At 48.3% G+C, this 16,728-nt stretch carries 16 protein-coding genes; 9 read left to right on the forward strand and 7 right to left on the reverse strand.

Annotated features, from left to right (window positions below; all coding sequences use genetic code 11):
- Positions 1 to 40: 40 nt before the first annotated feature.
- The 3 genes from KBW69_RS15445 to KBW69_RS15455 all read left to right on the forward strand — a co-directional run bounded on the left by KBW69_RS15445 (position 41) and on the right by KBW69_RS15455 (position 1,861).
- Positions 41 to 259 carry a hypothetical protein gene (locus KBW69_RS15445; protein ID WP_257281435.1) on the forward strand — a complete coding sequence of 73 codons (219 nt, stop codon included), beginning with the start codon at positions 41 to 43 and terminating at the stop codon, positions 257 to 259.
- A 65-nt stretch (positions 260 to 324) separates the two neighbouring features.
- Complete coding sequence (locus KBW69_RS15450; RefSeq protein ID WP_257255600.1) at positions 325 to 927, forward strand: hypothetical protein; 603 nt, start codon at positions 325 to 327, stop codon at positions 925 to 927.
- Positions 928 to 1,072: 145 nt separating this feature from the next.
- Positions 1,073 to 1,861, forward strand: a complete 789-nt coding sequence (locus KBW69_RS15455; protein WP_257281436.1) for a hypothetical protein — start codon at positions 1,073 to 1,075, stop codon at positions 1,859 to 1,861.
- An 88-nt stretch (positions 1,862 to 1,949) separates the two neighbouring features.
- Here the strand turns inward: KBW69_RS15455 and KBW69_RS15460 are convergent, their stop codons facing one another.
- On the reverse strand, positions 1,950 to 2,876 hold the full coding sequence (locus KBW69_RS15460; protein ID WP_257281437.1) for a LysR family transcriptional regulator: 927 nt from the start codon (positions 2,874 to 2,876) through the stop codon (positions 1,950 to 1,952).
- 500 nt (positions 2,877 to 3,376) lie between these two features.
- Between KBW69_RS15460 and KBW69_RS15465 the strand changes: the two genes are divergently transcribed.
- A complete protein-coding gene (locus KBW69_RS15465) occupies positions 3,377 to 4,432 on the forward strand; it encodes a porin (RefSeq protein ID WP_257281438.1) in 1,056 nt (351 codons plus the stop codon).
- 375 nt (positions 4,433 to 4,807) lie between these two features.
- Here the strand turns inward: KBW69_RS15465 and KBW69_RS15470 are convergent, their stop codons facing one another.
- Positions 4,808 to 5,008, reverse strand: coding sequence for a hypothetical protein (locus tag KBW69_RS15470; protein WP_257255596.1), 201 nt, complete (start codon positions 5,006 to 5,008; stop codon positions 4,808 to 4,810).
- 97 nt (positions 5,009 to 5,105) lie between these two features.
- On the opposite strand from KBW69_RS15470, the gene KBW69_RS15475 reads away from it, so the two are divergent.
- The 4 genes from KBW69_RS15475 (at position 5,106) to KBW69_RS15490 (ending at position 7,618) form a co-directional block, all read left to right on the forward strand.
- Complete coding sequence (locus tag KBW69_RS15475) at positions 5,106 to 6,116, forward strand: linear amide C-N hydrolase (protein WP_257255595.1); 1,011 nt, start codon at positions 5,106 to 5,108, stop codon at positions 6,114 to 6,116.
- A gap of 146 nt (positions 6,117 to 6,262) precedes the next feature.
- Positions 6,263 to 6,400 (forward strand): hypothetical protein, encoded by a 138-nt coding sequence (locus KBW69_RS15480; RefSeq protein ID WP_257281439.1) that lies wholly within the window; start codon positions 6,263 to 6,265, stop codon positions 6,398 to 6,400.
- An 80-nt stretch (positions 6,401 to 6,480) separates the two neighbouring features.
- Positions 6,481 to 7,218, forward strand: a complete 738-nt coding sequence (locus KBW69_RS15485) for a hypothetical protein (RefSeq protein ID WP_257281440.1) — start codon at positions 6,481 to 6,483, stop codon at positions 7,216 to 7,218.
- A gap of 4 nt (positions 7,219 to 7,222) precedes the next feature.
- The gene (locus tag KBW69_RS15490) at positions 7,223 to 7,618 is read left to right on the forward strand and encodes a zinc ribbon domain-containing protein (protein ID WP_257281441.1); all 396 of its coding nucleotides are present in this window, start codon (positions 7,223 to 7,225) and stop codon (positions 7,616 to 7,618) included.
- A gap of 194 nt (positions 7,619 to 7,812) precedes the next feature.
- Here the strand turns inward: KBW69_RS15490 and KBW69_RS15495 are convergent, their stop codons facing one another.
- The 3 genes from KBW69_RS15495 to rluC all read right to left on the reverse strand — a co-directional run bounded on the left by KBW69_RS15495 (position 7,813) and on the right by rluC (position 10,544).
- Positions 7,813 to 8,799 carry a S49 family peptidase gene (locus tag KBW69_RS15495; RefSeq protein WP_257281442.1) on the reverse strand — a complete coding sequence of 329 codons (987 nt, stop codon included), beginning with the start codon at positions 8,797 to 8,799 and terminating at the stop codon, positions 7,813 to 7,815.
- An 81-nt stretch (positions 8,800 to 8,880) separates the two neighbouring features.
- Positions 8,881 to 9,540: an HAD-IIIA family hydrolase gene (locus KBW69_RS15500; RefSeq protein WP_257252935.1), complete on the reverse strand. Its 660-nt coding sequence runs from the start codon at positions 9,538 to 9,540 to the stop codon at positions 8,881 to 8,883.
- A gap of 77 nt (positions 9,541 to 9,617) precedes the next feature.
- Positions 9,618 to 10,544 carry a 23S rRNA pseudouridine(955/2504/2580) synthase RluC gene (gene rluC, locus KBW69_RS15505; protein ID WP_257281443.1) on the reverse strand — a complete coding sequence of 309 codons (927 nt, stop codon included), beginning with the start codon at positions 10,542 to 10,544 and terminating at the stop codon, positions 9,618 to 9,620.
- Between the two features lie 626 nt (positions 10,545 to 11,170).
- Between rluC and rne the strand changes: the two genes are divergently transcribed.
- The gene (gene rne, locus KBW69_RS15510; RefSeq protein ID WP_257281444.1) at positions 11,171 to 14,149 is read left to right on the forward strand and encodes a ribonuclease E; all 2,979 of its coding nucleotides are present in this window, start codon (positions 11,171 to 11,173) and stop codon (positions 14,147 to 14,149) included.
- 135 nt (positions 14,150 to 14,284) lie between these two features.
- On the opposite strand, the gene KBW69_RS15515 is transcribed toward rne, so the two are convergent.
- Positions 14,285 to 15,049, reverse strand: a complete 765-nt coding sequence (locus KBW69_RS15515) for a DeoR/GlpR family transcriptional regulator (protein WP_257252937.1) — start codon at positions 15,047 to 15,049, stop codon at positions 14,285 to 14,287.
- Between the two features lie 173 nt (positions 15,050 to 15,222).
- Entirely contained in the window at positions 15,223 to 16,509 is a 1,287-nt protein-coding gene (locus tag KBW69_RS15520) for a L,D-transpeptidase family protein (RefSeq protein WP_257281445.1), read from the reverse strand.
- Positions 16,510 to 16,728 lie beyond the last annotated feature (219 nt).

The raw sequence follows: 16,728 nt of genomic DNA on the forward strand, positions 1-16,728 counted from the left end.
TTTGTCCTCCTACGGCCTGCAACGGGTGAAGTTTATGAGCATGGCCAGCAGTATTCGGAACCATCCGGACTTTGCCGCCAAGTACCAGGGGAACGCTGATCGCCACAACCGGGATTTGGCCTTTAACAAGATTTTTGATGAGGTGATGCTGAATAACCGGCGCAATGAGCTGGAGCTTTATAAACTGCTGGCCACGGGTGCGGCGTTTAAGGCGGCGACGCAGCAGAGTTTGCGGGAGATGTTGGATGGTGGAGTCTGATATGTGCAAATATACTTCAGAACGTGACGATGGTCGAATATTCTTTTCTGGAATAATCACGACGAATGAATAACAGTAACCCTCCTGCCAAACCAACCATGGACTACGCCCAATTGCTGGAAGCCCTGAACCGGGCAAGCACTTTTGATCTGTTCCGGCTGAATGCCATGATTGACCGCGAACTGGAATCATCAGAGCGAATTGGCCGCATCAAGGCGGCGCTGACCATAGGGCACAAGCTAAGCTACTTTGACCGTAGCAGCAATTCGCTGCGTAACTGTGAGGTGCTGCAGCTCAGGCAAAAGCGGGCACTGGTGCTGGATTTTACCGATGGCAAACGCTGGGCAATACCCTACTACATGCTCAATCTCGAAGGTGCCGACACCCGCGTCAATCATGAAACTCAACGGGGGCTGAGTCGCCATGCTATTGCTGTGGGTGATCTGCTGGGTTTTAAAGATAAGCATAGAGAGGAACGTTTTGGCCATGTCATCCGCCTGAATACTAAATCAGTCACCCTGCAAGTAGCAGAAAGGCGGTGGAGGGTCGCTTATTCTCTACTCTACCGGGTTCTGGATGGGCAGGGTAACCAGGAAGAGGAACTGTTGATTGATGGTGAGAGGCCTGATCAGTACAATGAGGCAGTTCAGGGTTCATTGCTCGAGTGAATAACTTGTTCCCCGAAGCCTGCCTGTAAAGTAATGTCACTACTTTGTCCTTGCTTGCATCCCGCAGTGATTTGACTGATAGTTCAAATCTGTAATATTCAGCCAGTAAGCCCTCTCGCGAGAGAACAGCCAAGAGATACCGCGAATGCTTGAAGTATTAATTTCTGCCACCAATGCCTTTTGTAAGCACATGAAGGTTGATCTGAATCGTTTACCCAGTCCGGATGGTAAGCGCATAGGCACTCAGCCCATTGCTTCTGGCAATAATGTCATTGCCTGGCAGGTGCATGCGGTTAAGGGCTACCGAAATAGAAAACGGTACACGGACGTGATTGCAGTAGAAGCCCGCAGTCGTTATGCCATTCTGTTTTCTAACCCGATGTTTAGCGATTTAGACGAGTTTGCTGAGCGATTTACCAATCGCTGGGTCAGAGAATCTATTCATATGGCCATGGAGAGTGGAGCTACAACAGAAGAGCAAGCTCAGAGCATGTATGACCAGTTTCTGGATATGGAGAAGGAAATCCGGTTTGTCAGAAATACCGACCTCAGCGTCAACGGACATGTTGCGGATGCTGAGCAGTGGCTGAGTCAGTCCTATGAACAATATGGGCTGGAGCAGCTAGACGAGAGTGAAGAGATCGGATTGGGAATGCACCGCATCAACTGCGTCCACAAAAAGGCCAGGCTGTTTCCTGGAGCCAGACAAATGGAGAGGTTTATACCCATGTCGCGGATGGTGGATGACTGGCTGTTCAGGTTTGCCAAAGGTCTGTCTGTGTGGGCGTATCCGGAAACGCCCCACGGGGATTTTCCGAATCCTTTTCCCGCTGCAACAGCCACTGTTATCGGACAGGAGGCACCATTGGCTTTGCCAGATAATGTGGTCAGCCTTGATGAGGTACGTAAACGTAAGAAGTCGCAGCAAGCATAACAGCTATGAATGAATACCATTATTATGAAAAGGTCATGAAACAGAAGCGTCGGCAACCACCAGGCCAAATAAGTACTGGTGTTCCGGATCAAAGTTTTTCGCTCGCTTTAAAAAACTCCTGAAACTTACTTAACAAAAAGCCTCTCATCCACTGATGCGCCTGGTTAAACTGCCAATGTTCCGGCCACACCAGTTCAAAGCTCAGGGGCGGAGAGTCTGACAAGATAGGAAGGAGGACATAATCCTCAAACAAATCCAACGCCAGATACTCCACATTGGTCACAATGGTAAATGCGTCGTTGGATTGAATCGCCTTCAAAGCAGCCTCCGTGCTTGGTAGCTTAAGCCAAGGATTCCGTAAAAAGGCATACTGCTCACGCAATTGATTGATATAAGGACTGGCAGCGATGACCGCCTGGGTCACCACAAAGGGAAATTGATCCATCTCGGTCAGATCGAGCGTTTCCCGACTGCTCATCGGGTGTCCCTTGCGCATCAGAACATTAAACGACGCTGAATTAATGACTTCTTTGCAGAGGTTCTCAGTCGTCTCAGGAAAAGCGACAATCACCCCCAGATCCAACTCACCTGACTCCATGGAGTAAATCGTACCCTCGTCCGGAAGCGAGACAGAACAACTGATACCCGGCGCAATCTGCTTAAGCTCAATCAGGGCCTGAATCAGAAAATGATCGAGAACAACCGAACTTGAACCTATCCGGAAATGGTGCTCACTGGTTGCAGGGTCAAAGTTCTGATTCTCAAAAAGCGTCTCAGAGTCTGCCATCAGTTTTGAAACCAGTGGTTGAACCTGACGAGCTTTTTCAGAAAGGAAAATATGATTCCCCTCCCTGACCAGGATGGGATCATTCAACGCTTCTCGCAGCTGTGACAGAGTCCTGCTCATTGTGGACTGTGTCACATGCATCTGATCTGCTGCGCGGGTTACACTGCCGGTATCCAGAATAGCCTGCAAAGCGGGCAGCAAACTCATTTTCAGCCGGTTACTGGCCATGAGTAATCAATCTCTCTGTTAGACATAGAAATGCCCCCAGCGCAAAAAAGACTGCCCAGACTGCTTATTATATGTACTGAAACAAACTGTTTTTACGCTTCATGAAAGCACTTTGTTTTAGCCTCTTCCTGACAAAAAGAGGAGAAGACAAAACCCTTTCACCGACCTGATGAACCCGGAAACATTTTAAAGGGACTAAACCCTAAAAACAAAAAAGCCGGCATCAATGACTCTGGGTTGATGCCGGCAAATACACACAACACATGAATCGGAGTAGACGATTCATAGCGAGTAGAGTAGTCATTCCAGCCTCCCTTAACCAGTGAAAGAATTCACTCAGCCCATTGAACCGACCGATAAGTAATTTACACGTCGACCCCTCACTTAACACATTCGGCATTTCGATATAACCATTGATGCTTTCAACGTGACCCGTTAGTACAACTACATAACAATCTCGTTTCAACATTAAACACACAATTAGTTGGGACATAGTGATCATGCACAAGAAAATTCTGGCCGCAGCAGTAGCCACAGCAGTGGCAGGTCCAGCAATGGCAGTGAACGTTTACGACGACGGCACAAGCAGCCTGAGCATTGGTGGCCGTGTTGGTGTTGTTGCCAAAAATCATGATGGCGATAACACCCTGAACAACGACAGTGCTCGTATTAACTTCAAGTTCGCACACAAGTTTGACAGCGGATGGACCGGCCAGGGTGTCGCAGAGTGGGGCTTCCGCGCTAAAGATGAGTACGACGCCGATGGCAATAAGGAAGAAACCTTCTTCAACCGTCTGGGCTATGTTGGCCTGAGCCATGAAGAAATGGGTGCATTCGCTGCCGGTAAAAACTGGAGCGTAACGTATGACGTTTCCGGTTGGACCGACATGTATGCCATCGGCGGTGGTAGCGCTCTGGGTATCTATGATGGCCGAAACGGCGGTGACTTCGACGGTTCTGCCCGTGCCGATGATGTTATCCAGTACCGCAACAGCTTCGGCGGTCTGAACATCGGCCTTCAGTATCAAATGCAGGATCAGACAGTAACAAATGCCCAGCGTGATTCCGGTTTCGGCATCTCTGCCAGCTATGACCTGGCCATGGGCCTGTCCCTGGGCGCAGCCTACTCTGAAACTAAATACGAAGAAACAGGCACTTTTGCAGATCAGGAGAAATCCAAGTCTGCGACCGCCGGCCTGAAATTTGAAAACGAAAGACTGTACCTGGCTGCCATGTACGGCGAGCTGACAAACAAAACCAATCTGAGTGGCGACCTTGACGTCAAGTCCAAGGGTATCGAACTCTACGGTCGACTGGCTATGAACAATGTTCTGCAAGGCTTCTCCCTGGAAGCAGGTTACAACGAACTGAAAGACAACAGTTCAGCAAGCACTGACCAGTTTGAGGCAACTCTGAAAGAAACCATGATTGGTGCCATTTATGAAACCGGCCCAATGCAGTTCGCCGTTGAATACGCCATTGACGACAGCAAAAATACTGATGGCAAGAAGGAAGGTGACAACACCCTGTCTGTGCAGGCTCGTTACTACTTTTAATCGCCTATCAGGCAAGACATAAGAAAGGCCAGCCCATTAGCTGGCCTTTTTTTACTGGGATCTACTTCAGTTTTTATTTTAAACCTGCCCAATCAGTTACAAAAATACATTCCAACCTCTAAACCTCAGCAAAATAAAAAACACAACAATGATTAATAAACACCAATTCTTAACATAAAAAAACACAGTCATATAAATACACTTTACAAAATCACCTCTATTTTCTTAAGCCAATGGAAATGAAAAAAAGCATCCTTTCAAGATCACCAAATATCAGTTTGGCTTCGCAAAGGAGTCTTACAAATGACTCAAGAAAAACGACAAGAAATGGGCAACACTTTTTTGAACTGGCCAGCGCAGCCTGTATCTATCAGTTCAGGCTAGCAGCACAGGATTCATACACCCTAAGGCCAAAAAAGTAGCTAAAAGCACTACAAATTCTGAAGATAATACCGGTGAAGCGGCAAGCTTCATCAAAAATATAAAATGACCGATTGAATCAGATATTAATCCTGAATTCCTGCGGCTATAAATATTATTTTTATACCTGCCCAATGGTTTTTTACATTCAGCCATCGAATAACTTCATAACTCTATTCATAGCAAAGAGAGAATAAAAACCATATTTTATTTGTCGAAACAAGTTAATGAATATTTTATATCGGAGAAAATTATGAATAAAAAAGTCAATCGAAATTTACTAACAACATTTGTCATTTCTTCGCTTTCTGTTTCCACCATTACTGAAGCTTGTTCAAATGTATTTTGGAATAGCCCACAAGGAGCAGTGGTTACACGCACAATGGATTGGATGGAGTCAACCAAACCATTACTTCTAAAAGTAGCGGCAGGCGAAAAGCGTAATTTTCACGGCGCTGAGACCGGCGATAAAGAATACACGGTCAAAAATAGCTTTCTAGCGATTGGCGGTTACGGAAAATTAGTCGGTGAAGGCGTTAATGAGCATGGCTTACAAGCGAGCGTTCAATACTATCGCGGAATGGCATTAGAAAAAGGCGATGGCAATACGCTAAGTCAAAATGAGCTAGCAGGCTATTTTTTAGCAAACTTTGACAATGTTGAGCAAGTAATCGACAACGTGAAAGATATTGAAGTCGGTTTAACCACTATTCCTGGTATGCAGGAACCACCGCGTTGGCACTACATTGTCTCTGACGTATCCGGCGACCGCGCTGTTATTCAATACGATGAAAATGGCGTAAACATATACCGCGGTGATGACGCACAAGTTGTAACCAACACAAGCCAAAAGGACCTGAATGAAGCCTGGGCTGAGAAATCACAACAGCTTAAAGAGTTTGGTGGTTATGGTAGCCAATTCCAACTAGAGGCAGGCAACACTGATTCTGAACAACGCTATGTGTTTGCTAAGTACTTTGTTTCGCAGTTACAAAACGCCACTTCTCCTAAACATGCAATGATGTCTGTAGAAGGTACAGCATTCAAAGTACCACAACAGGCTGCTTACCGACCTCAGGATGGGATGAATACCTACGCAACCGAATACACGATCACTTACAACCTGGATTCTGGTGATGTTGTGTTTAAGTACATGGGTGACGACTGGAGTCAGCGTGAGTGGAACTTCAAAGATCTACTGGAATCTGACCAAAGAATAGAGGTTCCGCTGTACGGCAGGGGAAGTTCAATGAAAGTATTTTAAGAAATAAAAGTGAGCTATGTTTAGCTCGCTTTTTTGATCTTGAAGCAGGATACAATACACTGAAAAACAACAGTCAAATAAAATTGCAACAATCGAAAAATCAATTACGCTAGACACAAGATAAATCATCAGAAGGTGAATTTATCTTGTGGGTTTCAGCTACAAAGCTCGCCAAGATTGAAGGCGTAACCAGCCAAACTATAAGGCGCAAGATCGAAAGCGGTCACTACGAAAAAGTGAAGCAAACCAGTGGTGGTTACTTCCGCATATTCATTAACCAGTAAAGGAAGATATGCTATGCAAGAGTCAGTTCTGGAAAGCAAAAATCCAGCATTGACACGCAAAAGCGTATCCTGCTCCAAAAGTGAGTCATTCGGCACCCAAGAGCTTATCGGTTTCATTACCTCATTCTGCAATAGCCACTACGGGAAGCGATCTGCTAAAAGACGCAAAGACAGCCGCGTCAAAAAAGATCAGGTTTTACCCAGAGAATGAGCAAGCCTATCACGATGCCCTGATACTCTATCGCAGGTCGTACAACCTTGCTGTTGAGCGTTTCCGTAACGATGACTATAAAGATGCCAGCGGAAAATTCATCAATATGCGACCCGCCATTAAAGCTCAAGTGGAGCAGGAGCAAAAAGAAAGTGGCAGGGCTTATAACTCGATTGTTTCTGATAATGGAGCACTGGCGGCAGCGACTACATTCAAAGCGGTCTGCAAGCACAACAAGAAGCTCAGGGGAGCTAAAGAGGGCTTTGCAGAAATCAGTTTCAAAAGCCGCAAAGTTAGCAGACACTCATTCTCTATTGACCGTTTGCCAAAGGGATTAAATCCCTGCGTACAGGCTCTTGGCAAGATTCACCTGACAGAAGATGTGCCAGCAGAAGCGATGGGTAAATCTTGTGTCGTAACCTACGACAAAGGTCGCTGGTTCATTCAGGTTCAACAACATATTGAGCTAAATCCCGAAATCCAAGGGAAGGTTAGATGCGTTGGAGTTGACCCCGGAGTTCGCACCTTTGCCACTTGCTACAGCGAAAAAGAGGCGTTGATAGCGGGTGGCAAGAGATCGAATTATTCATTTCAACAGGAAAATTGACCGGTTGAAATGCAAAAAGGATGACATTGTTCTTGATCTGCATAACCGGCTGGCGTTCGAGCTGGTGTCGAACTACGACGTTGTATTTTTGCCAACCTTTGAGACAAGAGGTATGGTCACACGCAAAGATAAGAAGGTTCGCACCATTCGCCGTAACACCTGCCGCCAGATGCTTGACCTCAATCACTACCCATTCAAAAAGCGGCTTAAGTGGTACGCAAAAAAGTATGGAAAGCATGTCGTTGATTGCAACGAAGCCTATACATCCAAGACTCAATCATGGAACGGGACCATTGACGAAAAATTAGGTTCTTCCAAAATGATTAAGGGTGAGGGCTTCACCGTTGATCGTGATATCAACGGTGCCAGAAATATCTTTCTTAAGTGTTTGACAAGGTAGCTTGAACCTTATCCATAACAGCGAGTGTTGCGCTCGTTGCGGATTTAATCAAGAGCAAAAACGATCTGGGCAAAAAAGACGCAGACAACACTATCTCCCAACCAGCCCATCACTACCTCTGACCATGTCAGAAGCAGTATGAAAAAGGCCAGTAAATCGCTGGCCATTTTCATACCTTAATCACTCCAAAAACATCACTGCAGCGATAGCGAGTTCAGCCCAAGCACTTTAACCGCAGTTGAGGCAACCCCCGCACCGAAATCTCTGGCAAAACGCTCAAAAGGTGTCAAACGCAGAGAAAAGTCGACAATTTCTTCCTCACCAATCACTTCACGAGCCACATAACCTGCACTGCCCAGACCATCAAGCAGACCCAGTCCTACCGCCTGCTCACCTGTCCAGACCATACCTGAAAAGATATCCTTGTTATTAGACAGTCGATCTCCACGCCCCTGCTTGACCACATTGATAAATTGATTGTGGATCGTATCCAGAGACTGCTGCCACCGCTGCGTAGCTTCAAAGTCTTGTGGCTGGAAAGGATCATTAAAGGCTTTGAATTCACCCGCAGTGTAGGTACGACGAGTCACACCCAGCTTTTTCATGGCGTCAACAAAGCCAAAGCCGGAAGAAATTACACCAATGGAACCCACCAGACTGGCTTTATCCGCATAAATCTTGTCAGCCGCCGCCGCTATGTAGTAACCACCTGAAGCACCAATATCCATGACCACTGCATAGAGAGGAGTCTGAGGATACATTTGTCTCAGACGCCTGATCTCGTCGTAAATGTAACCAGACTGAACGGGACTGCCACCAGGGCTGTTGATACGAAGAATAACACCCTTTGTGCCTTTATCTTCAAAAGCCGCGCGCAGCCCTGTAACCACTGAGTCAGCATTGACATCATCGGTACCGATAACACCATCCAGGTCGACCAGAGCAGTGTGAGATACACTGGCTGGAGCACTGGAAAAATCCACATGCATGGCTTTATAGAAAACACCCACGGATACAAACAACCAAGCAAAGGTCAGAAGTTTGAAGAAAATCCCCCAGCGACGTGCACGGCGCTGCTCTCTCAGGGCCCCCTGAGCCAGATCCTCAATCAGCTTCCAGGCACGCCCATCTTTATCACCTGACTGTTCATAGTCATCACTCTCATTCCATGAACTACTCACTCAACTCACTCCTGTTATTTTCAATAACCTTTTCTGTTTCCCATTTGACCGGGGCACAAAACTGTTCTTTCACCGGGACTGTCAGCGTTTGCCCAACCAGTCAACCAACTCATCAAAAGAGCCCACCGTGTGCACAGGGCCATGCTCTTTGAGCCTGCATTCATCCTGCGCACCATAGCTGACCGCCACACTGTCCATGCCGGCATTGGCAGCCATGTCCAGATCAAACCCGGAATCCCCAACCATAAGCGCCTGATCTGCAGTCACACCAAACTCAGCCAGCAACTGTTCAAGCATCATCGGATGAGGTTTGGAATAAGCATCATCAGCTGTCCGGCTAGCCTCAAAATAGGGCTGGTAATCATTGGCGGCCATCGAGCGTTCCAGACCTGCTCTTTTTTTACCCGTAGCCACCGCCATTCTGACCCCAGCGCCTTTCAGACACTCCAGACCCCGGCTAACTCCGGGGAAAGGACGGGATGGCTTTTGCTCCAGCTCAAGATGAAAATCCCGGTATGCCTCACGATAAACGAGGGCCTGCTCTTCATCCAACCCGGGATAAAGTTTTGCAATTGCTTCTCCCAGACTCAGACCAATAATGCCTTTATAAGAATCATCTGCAAGAACAGGCAACGCCAAACTCTCTGCCGCCTTCACCAGAGCGGTCACAATATTGGGCACTGAGTCAATTAACGTGCCATCCCAGTCAAATACAACCAGTGAATACTCTTTTCTTTCCATCTTACCTGATCAATTTACTGCTGTTTGTCCTGATGCCCATAGCGCTGGAAAAACCGCGATCAACATCATTAAAAACATTAACCCCTGAGCGTCTCTAACACACCGCCAAGATCTTCCGGCAAAGGGGCATCAATTATTAAAGTCTGGCCGTCCGGCAGGACCAATCTGAGCCTGGCAGCGTGAAGATAAAGTCGCTTCAGCCCAAACTCTCTGAATCGTCTATTATCTTCATCTGACGTGTACTTTTCATCCCCGAGAATTGGGTACCCGGCATACAGACAATGCACCCTGATCTGGTGTGTTCTTCCGGTAACCGGACTGGCCTCTACCAAAGTGGCCATTTCACTGGCATGACTAAACCGCTCCAGGACCTTATAAAGGGTCTTTGAACGTTTACCTTCTAAATCAACCGTCACAACACGCTCTCCGGAACGAAGGGTATTTTTCAGCAAAGGCGCATTCACCAGAACCTTCCTGCTTGGCCAGCGCCCAAGGACGAGAGCGTTGTAGATTTTACTGATTTTGTCTTCCTTCAGTTGGGCATGAAGATAACGAAGCATGCTTCGTTTTTTAGCAATCATCAGACAGCCCGAGGTATCACGATCCAAACGATGGACCAGCTCCAGACTTCGCTCCTCGGGGCGAATATTTCTCAGGGTCTCAATAACACCGTGAGCAATACCGCTGCCACCATGAACAGCAATACCCGCTGGCTTATTGATGATGATCAGAGATTTGTCTTCATAAAGGATGGAGTCTTCAAGCTTCCGGGTAATGACCGCCCCCGGCGCTGCCACGGGAGCCATTTCTGAAACCCTGACAGGGGGAACCCTTAACAGATCTCCATCCTGAAGCCGGTAATCGGCGGTTACACGCTTTTTGTTTACCCTTACTTCACCCTTACGAATAATTCTGTAAACCCGGGTTTTAGGTACGCCTTTGAGAATCCGTATCAGGTAATTATCGACCCGCTGCCCGGCATCTTCGCTATCAATATTAATCATTTTTACCGCTGGGCGGGGTTCCCCGGCCTGCCGAGAGTCGTTCTGATGTCTATCCATAGTGCTATAGTATCAGCTTTCCCCCATTTGAAGCACTTACTGATTGCTGGTATAGTTGAGGCACTGCCTTGTGCATATCTGAAGAGGCAGTTCGATTTACGAAACCTGAGAGCGGCCGACAGCGGGATTGGCAAGTACAAAGAGCCATCAAGCCACTTGAAGCAGAGCCGATGACACTCAGGACAGATGAAACACCATCACGGCCCAGCCGTGTAAGATAAACAGCGCTACTCTCTGTCAAGCAGTGCACCCCCGGATTCCGGGCGTGAGGAAAACTCCGGGAAAGTTGACATTATCATCGGCCTATTTTTTTATCGAGCCAATCGCTATCGATAAACGCCGAAAACTCCCGGCAAGACTGAATTCCCCGCCCAGGGTGGCCCGTCTGGATCAAGACCTGGTCACCAGTTTGATGCTATATCGTTACAAAGCAGGTTAAAGAAGTACTGGGAAGTAACTCTGATAGCACAGATTATAAACCGGCAGTTCCGCATCAGTGACGGACCGGAAAACAAGAAAACGGGCAGTGCCGGCTTGAGAGGCTAGCCTCTGAATTTATTCGGTACTCTATGAAGAGAATGTTAATCAATGCAACTCAGTCTGAAGAGTTGCGCGTTGCACTGGTTGATGGCCAGCGACTATACGATCTGGACATTGAGTCCGGCGCTCGTAAACAGAAAAAAGCTAATATCTACAAAGGAAAAATCACCCGGGTTGAGCCCAGCCTGGAGGCTGCTTTTGTCGATTTTGGCGCTGAACGTCACGGATTCCTCCCCCTGAAAGAGATATCCCGGGAATACTTCAGCTCCCCCCACCAAGGTGGTCGCCCCAATATCAGGGACGTCATCAGGGAAGGGCAGGAAGTCATTGTTCAGGTTGATAAGGAAGAGCGTGGTAACAAAGGTGCGGCTCTCACGACACTAGTCAGCCTGGCAGGTCGTTACCTTGTTCTGATGCCGAACAACCCCAGAGCCGGCGGTATTTCCCGTCGCATTGAAGGTAATGAGCGGGCTGAGCTCCGTGAAATTCTCAGCAACCTCAATACCCCTTCCGAAATGGGTGTTATTGTGCGCACCGCGGGCCTCGGTTGCTCCAGAGAAGAGCTGCAATGGGACCTCGACTACCTGCTTCAACTCTGGAGTTCCATCAAAGATGCAGCGCAAAAGCCTGCACCCATGCTGATTTATCAGGAAAGCAACGTTATTATTCGTGCGATCCGAGATTATCTGCGTCAGGACATTGGCGAAGTACTGATCGACAAAACCAGCGTATTTGACGAAGCCCTGGATTTCATCAGGCGCGTGATGCCTCAATATCAGCACAAGGTCAAGCTGTATAAAGACAGCATTCCACTGTTCAACCGCTTCCAGATCGAATCCCAGATTGAAACAGCCTTCCAGCGCGAAGTTAAGCTACCTTCCGGTGGTTCTATTGTCATTGACCCCACTGAAGCCCTGGTTTCCATTGACATTAACTCCGCCCGTGCAACCCGTGGTGGCGATATCGAAGAAACCGCACTGAACACCAACCTGGAAGCGGCCGATGAAATTGCCCGGCAGCTCAGACTCCGTGATATCGGCGGTCTGATTGTGATCGACTTCATCGACATGAGCCACAACCGCAATCAGCGCGAAGTCGAGAACCGCATCCGTCAGGCTCTATCCATGGATCGCGCGCGCGTCCAGACCGGACGAATTTCTCTATTCGGGCTGCTGGAAATGTCACGTCAGCGTCTGCGCCCTTCACTGGGTGAAACCAGCGGCGTAGTCTGCCCAAGATGTTCTGGTCAGGGTACTATCCGTGACATTGAATCTCTGGCTTTATCCATCCTACGTTTAATGGAAGAAGAAGCCCTGAAAGACAAGACTTCTGAAATCCGTGCCCAGGTACCAGTCGCTGTAGCTGCATTCCTGTTAAATGAGAAACGGCAGACCATCGCCAAGATTGAGAAACGTCACAGGATCCGCATTGTTGCGATTCCCAACCCTAATCTCGAAACGCCTCATTACGACGTACAGCGCCTAAGAGATGACCACGTACTGGAAGGCTCTGAGAGCAGCTACGAAATCATCTCTGCCGAAGAACCACAGGAAGAAAAAGCGGCTTCTTCCCAGACCAAAGCTACACCCCGGCAGGAAGCGGCAGTCAAGAACGTAGCTCCGACTCAACCTGCGCCGGCTCAGGCTGAAAAACAAGGCCTGCTTAAATCTTTTGTCAAAGCGATTGGCGGCCTCTTCGCAGCTGAAGAAACCCCTGAAAAGCCTGCCCAGACTGAAACTCACAAACCTGCTCGTCAGCCAAGAGATCGCAATAGTCAACAACGCGACTCTCAACAACGGGATCATCGTGGCCAGCGCCAGCAACGCACTAAGCCACAGCACCACAAAGAGCAGCCTGATGGTCGCCAAGCTCGCCACGAGCGCCGTCGCAGTGGTCGCCAGCAGGACGAGAGAAAAGACAACACGTCCCGGCAGGAACGCAATATTCGCCAGCAGCCGGAAGAGCGTAGCTCTCGTCGCCTGCAACAAGAAAGAAGAGATCGTCGTGAGCCTTTAACAGAACCGAAACATCAGGACCAGACCACTTCTGAACAGCAGGAAGATAACCGTCGTCGCCGTCGCCCCGGCACTGCACATCGCAGAAGAAACAACCGCCCCTCCCAGAGAGATCGAAGCCAACTGGAACAACCTGTACTGCCTTCACTCTCAAAGCCTGAAGAAAGCAGGACAGATGACCCGGCACACCCTGCGGCCACCCGGGCACCTGCGGCTATTAATGCGCCTGCGGCTGTTAAAGAGCCTTTAGAACAAGCTCCTCAAAGGCAGAGAAATAAACCAGCTCTCCAACAGGGAGTAAAAACGCCGCAGGAAGCTTCGGCTGAAAACACGGTTACCAGAGAATCCAGGCAGCAAGTTACCCACCAGCCAGAAACGGTCGAGGTAGTTGCCGAAGCGCCAGCAATCGGACAGACTGAAGAAGCTGTCAGCAAGCCAGCTCCTGCCACTGAGCAGAAGCCTCACGCTGAAGACGTCCGTCATAAAGCAGATGCTACGCAGCCGGTTACAGAAGGACTTAAAACCACCACACCTCGAATGACTGAAATGGCCAAGGCAGTGGCCGCCAATAGCCACAGAGAGGCAACTCCTCTTCAGCAGCCGAATATTCCGGTTCAGCCAGGTGCTGAACCCAGAGCTGCAAAAGCAGAAGAATCTGCCAAGCCTGCCGCTGTGGGGACTGAGACCACCATGGCAGCTGCTCCAGCAGAGACAGAAACACCCTCTCCGGCACAATCGACTGAAGCCGCACCTCAAAACCAGGAAGCCCCTGAGGCGGTCAAGCCTGATGCTTTAGCTGAGCCAACCTCGAATATTGTTGAGTTCAGCAAGAAGGAAGAGCCTGCCCCGCGACGCAGACGCAGCCGCGCTCACAACGACCCTCGTATGAAGCGTCGCCAGGAGCAACAGCGAGCTACAGCAGCTACTCAGCAGTCTGAAAACAAACCATCTGAAGACCAAAAATCCGCTATCTCTGCATCACAGGAAAACTAATAATCCAGCCCGGTGAGCCATCACCGGGCTTAGTTGTTTCGAAGAGAGTCCATCGTTGTAGACCTGTCAGACTACATCGACTCTTATAAAAAAAAGGAGAGGTAATACCTCTCCTTTTTTTAACAACGATAATTGCTAGTCGCAAATCACCAACTCTATCGCCGAATTTGCTATAACCTCCTCGAGTGGCTCAGGTGGCTCAACATCCGTGAATAAGACATCAATCTGCTCAAGATGCCCCAACCTGACCATGGCACTCCGTCCGTATTTACTATGGTCTGCCGCCAGAAAACAGTGTTTGGCATTACCAATCATGGCCTGTGCGACCCTAACCTCATGATAATCGAAGTCCATCAGGGCTCCGTCCATATCGATACCACTGATCCCCATAACAGCATAATCTACTCTGAATTGTTCAATAAAATCCCGAGTTGCCTGACCGACAATACCACCATCACGATTTCGAACTTCCCCCCCTGCAATCACAACGGTAAAGTCTTCACGCTGTAAAAGAATTGAAGCCACATGAAGGTTATTGGTAACGACTCTTAACGCCCTGTGATTAAGCAATGCCCTGGCAACCGCTTCAGTTGAAGTGCCGATATTGATAAACAGCGATGCACCATCAGGTATTCTCTTGACCAGCTCTGCTGCAATGCGATCCTTTTCTTCACTCAGGCTCATCTTTCGCTCAGAATAAGCAGTATTAACAGTACTACTGGACGGCAGACCTGCCCCACCATGATGCCGTGAGATCAGTTTTTTTTTGTCCAACTCATTGAGATCTCTGCGAATCGTCTGGGCAGCCACTTTAAAGTGTTGCACCAATTCATCTGTCGTCATAAAGCCATGCTGACGAATTAAATCAACAATCAATTCCTGACGATGGGTCTGAGGTATAGAAGACACAGCGGCTGTCTTGGCAGTCATCCGAAAACTCTTATCGGCTAAAAACACCCTGTCCCTGAAAGTAACAGAGTGTCAATCCATGAAGATGGTCCAGTCAATACCGTCAGCATACCAACTTACAATGCCTATAGCGAAGATAATTCGAAAGCCTGTTTTGATTGCACTTACAGTCTGGCCAACAAAGCATCATCCAGGTTGTAAATGTCCGGCCTGAATCGAACACGGCCACTGCTATCTGGCCAGGCTGTGAAGTAAACAAAATAGAGTGGAACGGGTTTTCTGAGTTTTAACTTACCTGTCTCCGTGGTGGCCTGCAACGTCCTTACTTCATTTTCCATTCCCTGACTTTTAAGAATATTACCGATTAAATGCTCAATATTCTCAACCCGGGTGCAACCGGAACTGAAGGTTCTGACAGACTGCCTGAAAAGATCTGGCTTGTCAGTATCGTGCAGATAGACACTGTAGGCATTGGGAGAGTCCAACTTATACTTACCCAATGGATTCACCTTCCCCGGCTTCTGCTCCAAACGATAGGGAAAGCCCCTCTGACTGTATTTGTTCCAGTTGATAGTATCAGGATCCAGCTCTCTTGCACTTGATTTCCAGCTCTCATAAACAGAAAAACCCTCACGTTTCAGGAATGCAGGATCTTTCTGAGCCCTTCTCAATAACGAAGTTGAGGAAATAGAAGATGGTACTCGCCAGTAAGGATTGACTGTAATACTCTCTATACTTTCCTGAAAAATCGGAGTCTGGCGAGAAGGCTTGCCAACGATGGCCCGATAGAGCCTCTGTTTTTCTCTACCCGTCACCCAGGCCACATTAAAACCAGCAATATCCACCAGCACATGAGGATAAGGCAATGATCTGGGCATCCACCTCATTCGCTCCATATTCACCTTCAGGACTTTGATTCTTTCAAGGGTTAATGCAACCAGAGCCTGACGAGTGCGCTGACCAATATACCCGTCCGCACGAATCCTATATTGCTTTTGTAAATTCTTGATCACTGACGTGTGGGATCGACTGAACTGCCCTGCTGGCAAACGATCGGCCAGATCCAGATCAATCAACCATCGGTTCAGAGTCAAAATGGAAGGATGACGATCTCCTTCTTGCAGCACCCTATCCGCCGGAAAGTGATCAATGGCTTTTTCCAGATGAGTATTCAATCGTTGCAGTGTTTTCTTGAACAACTCATATTGCGGCAGCCTGGGCTCAATCAAATCAAGCGAGTTGGAGTCCATATGCTCCTGTAATACAGGCAAGGCAGCTGTGTCTGCAATCCTCCATCCGGGCTGATAAACTCTTCTGTCCAGTCGCCCGGTATCCAGATAAGCCGCAAATTCGGAAGCTACTTTTCGAACATTCTGCTCAGAGGGATCAGTCGCCAACTGCAGCCACTGACTCTGAGGGAACTCAATACCGTGCTGGGGCGCTGTCGACATCCAACTGATCAACTGCTGACTGGAAGCAGCTTCTGAATGGCCTTCACTCTTGATTCGGACACCGGGCTCTGAGAAGGCGGAAGGGGCTGACAGCCAATCTTCCGCGGACACGCTTGTAACCAATAGGCTCACAAACAGGTATGGCACCAATAATGACAGAACACTGCGCATGAAAACTCCATTTACAGTACAAGCCTCACTGCATCACAGGCTTTCATC

It is taken from the genome of Endozoicomonas sp. ISHI1 (assembly GCF_024606225.1).
Classification (GTDB): domain Bacteria; phylum Pseudomonadota; class Gammaproteobacteria; order Pseudomonadales; family Endozoicomonadaceae; genus Endozoicomonas_A.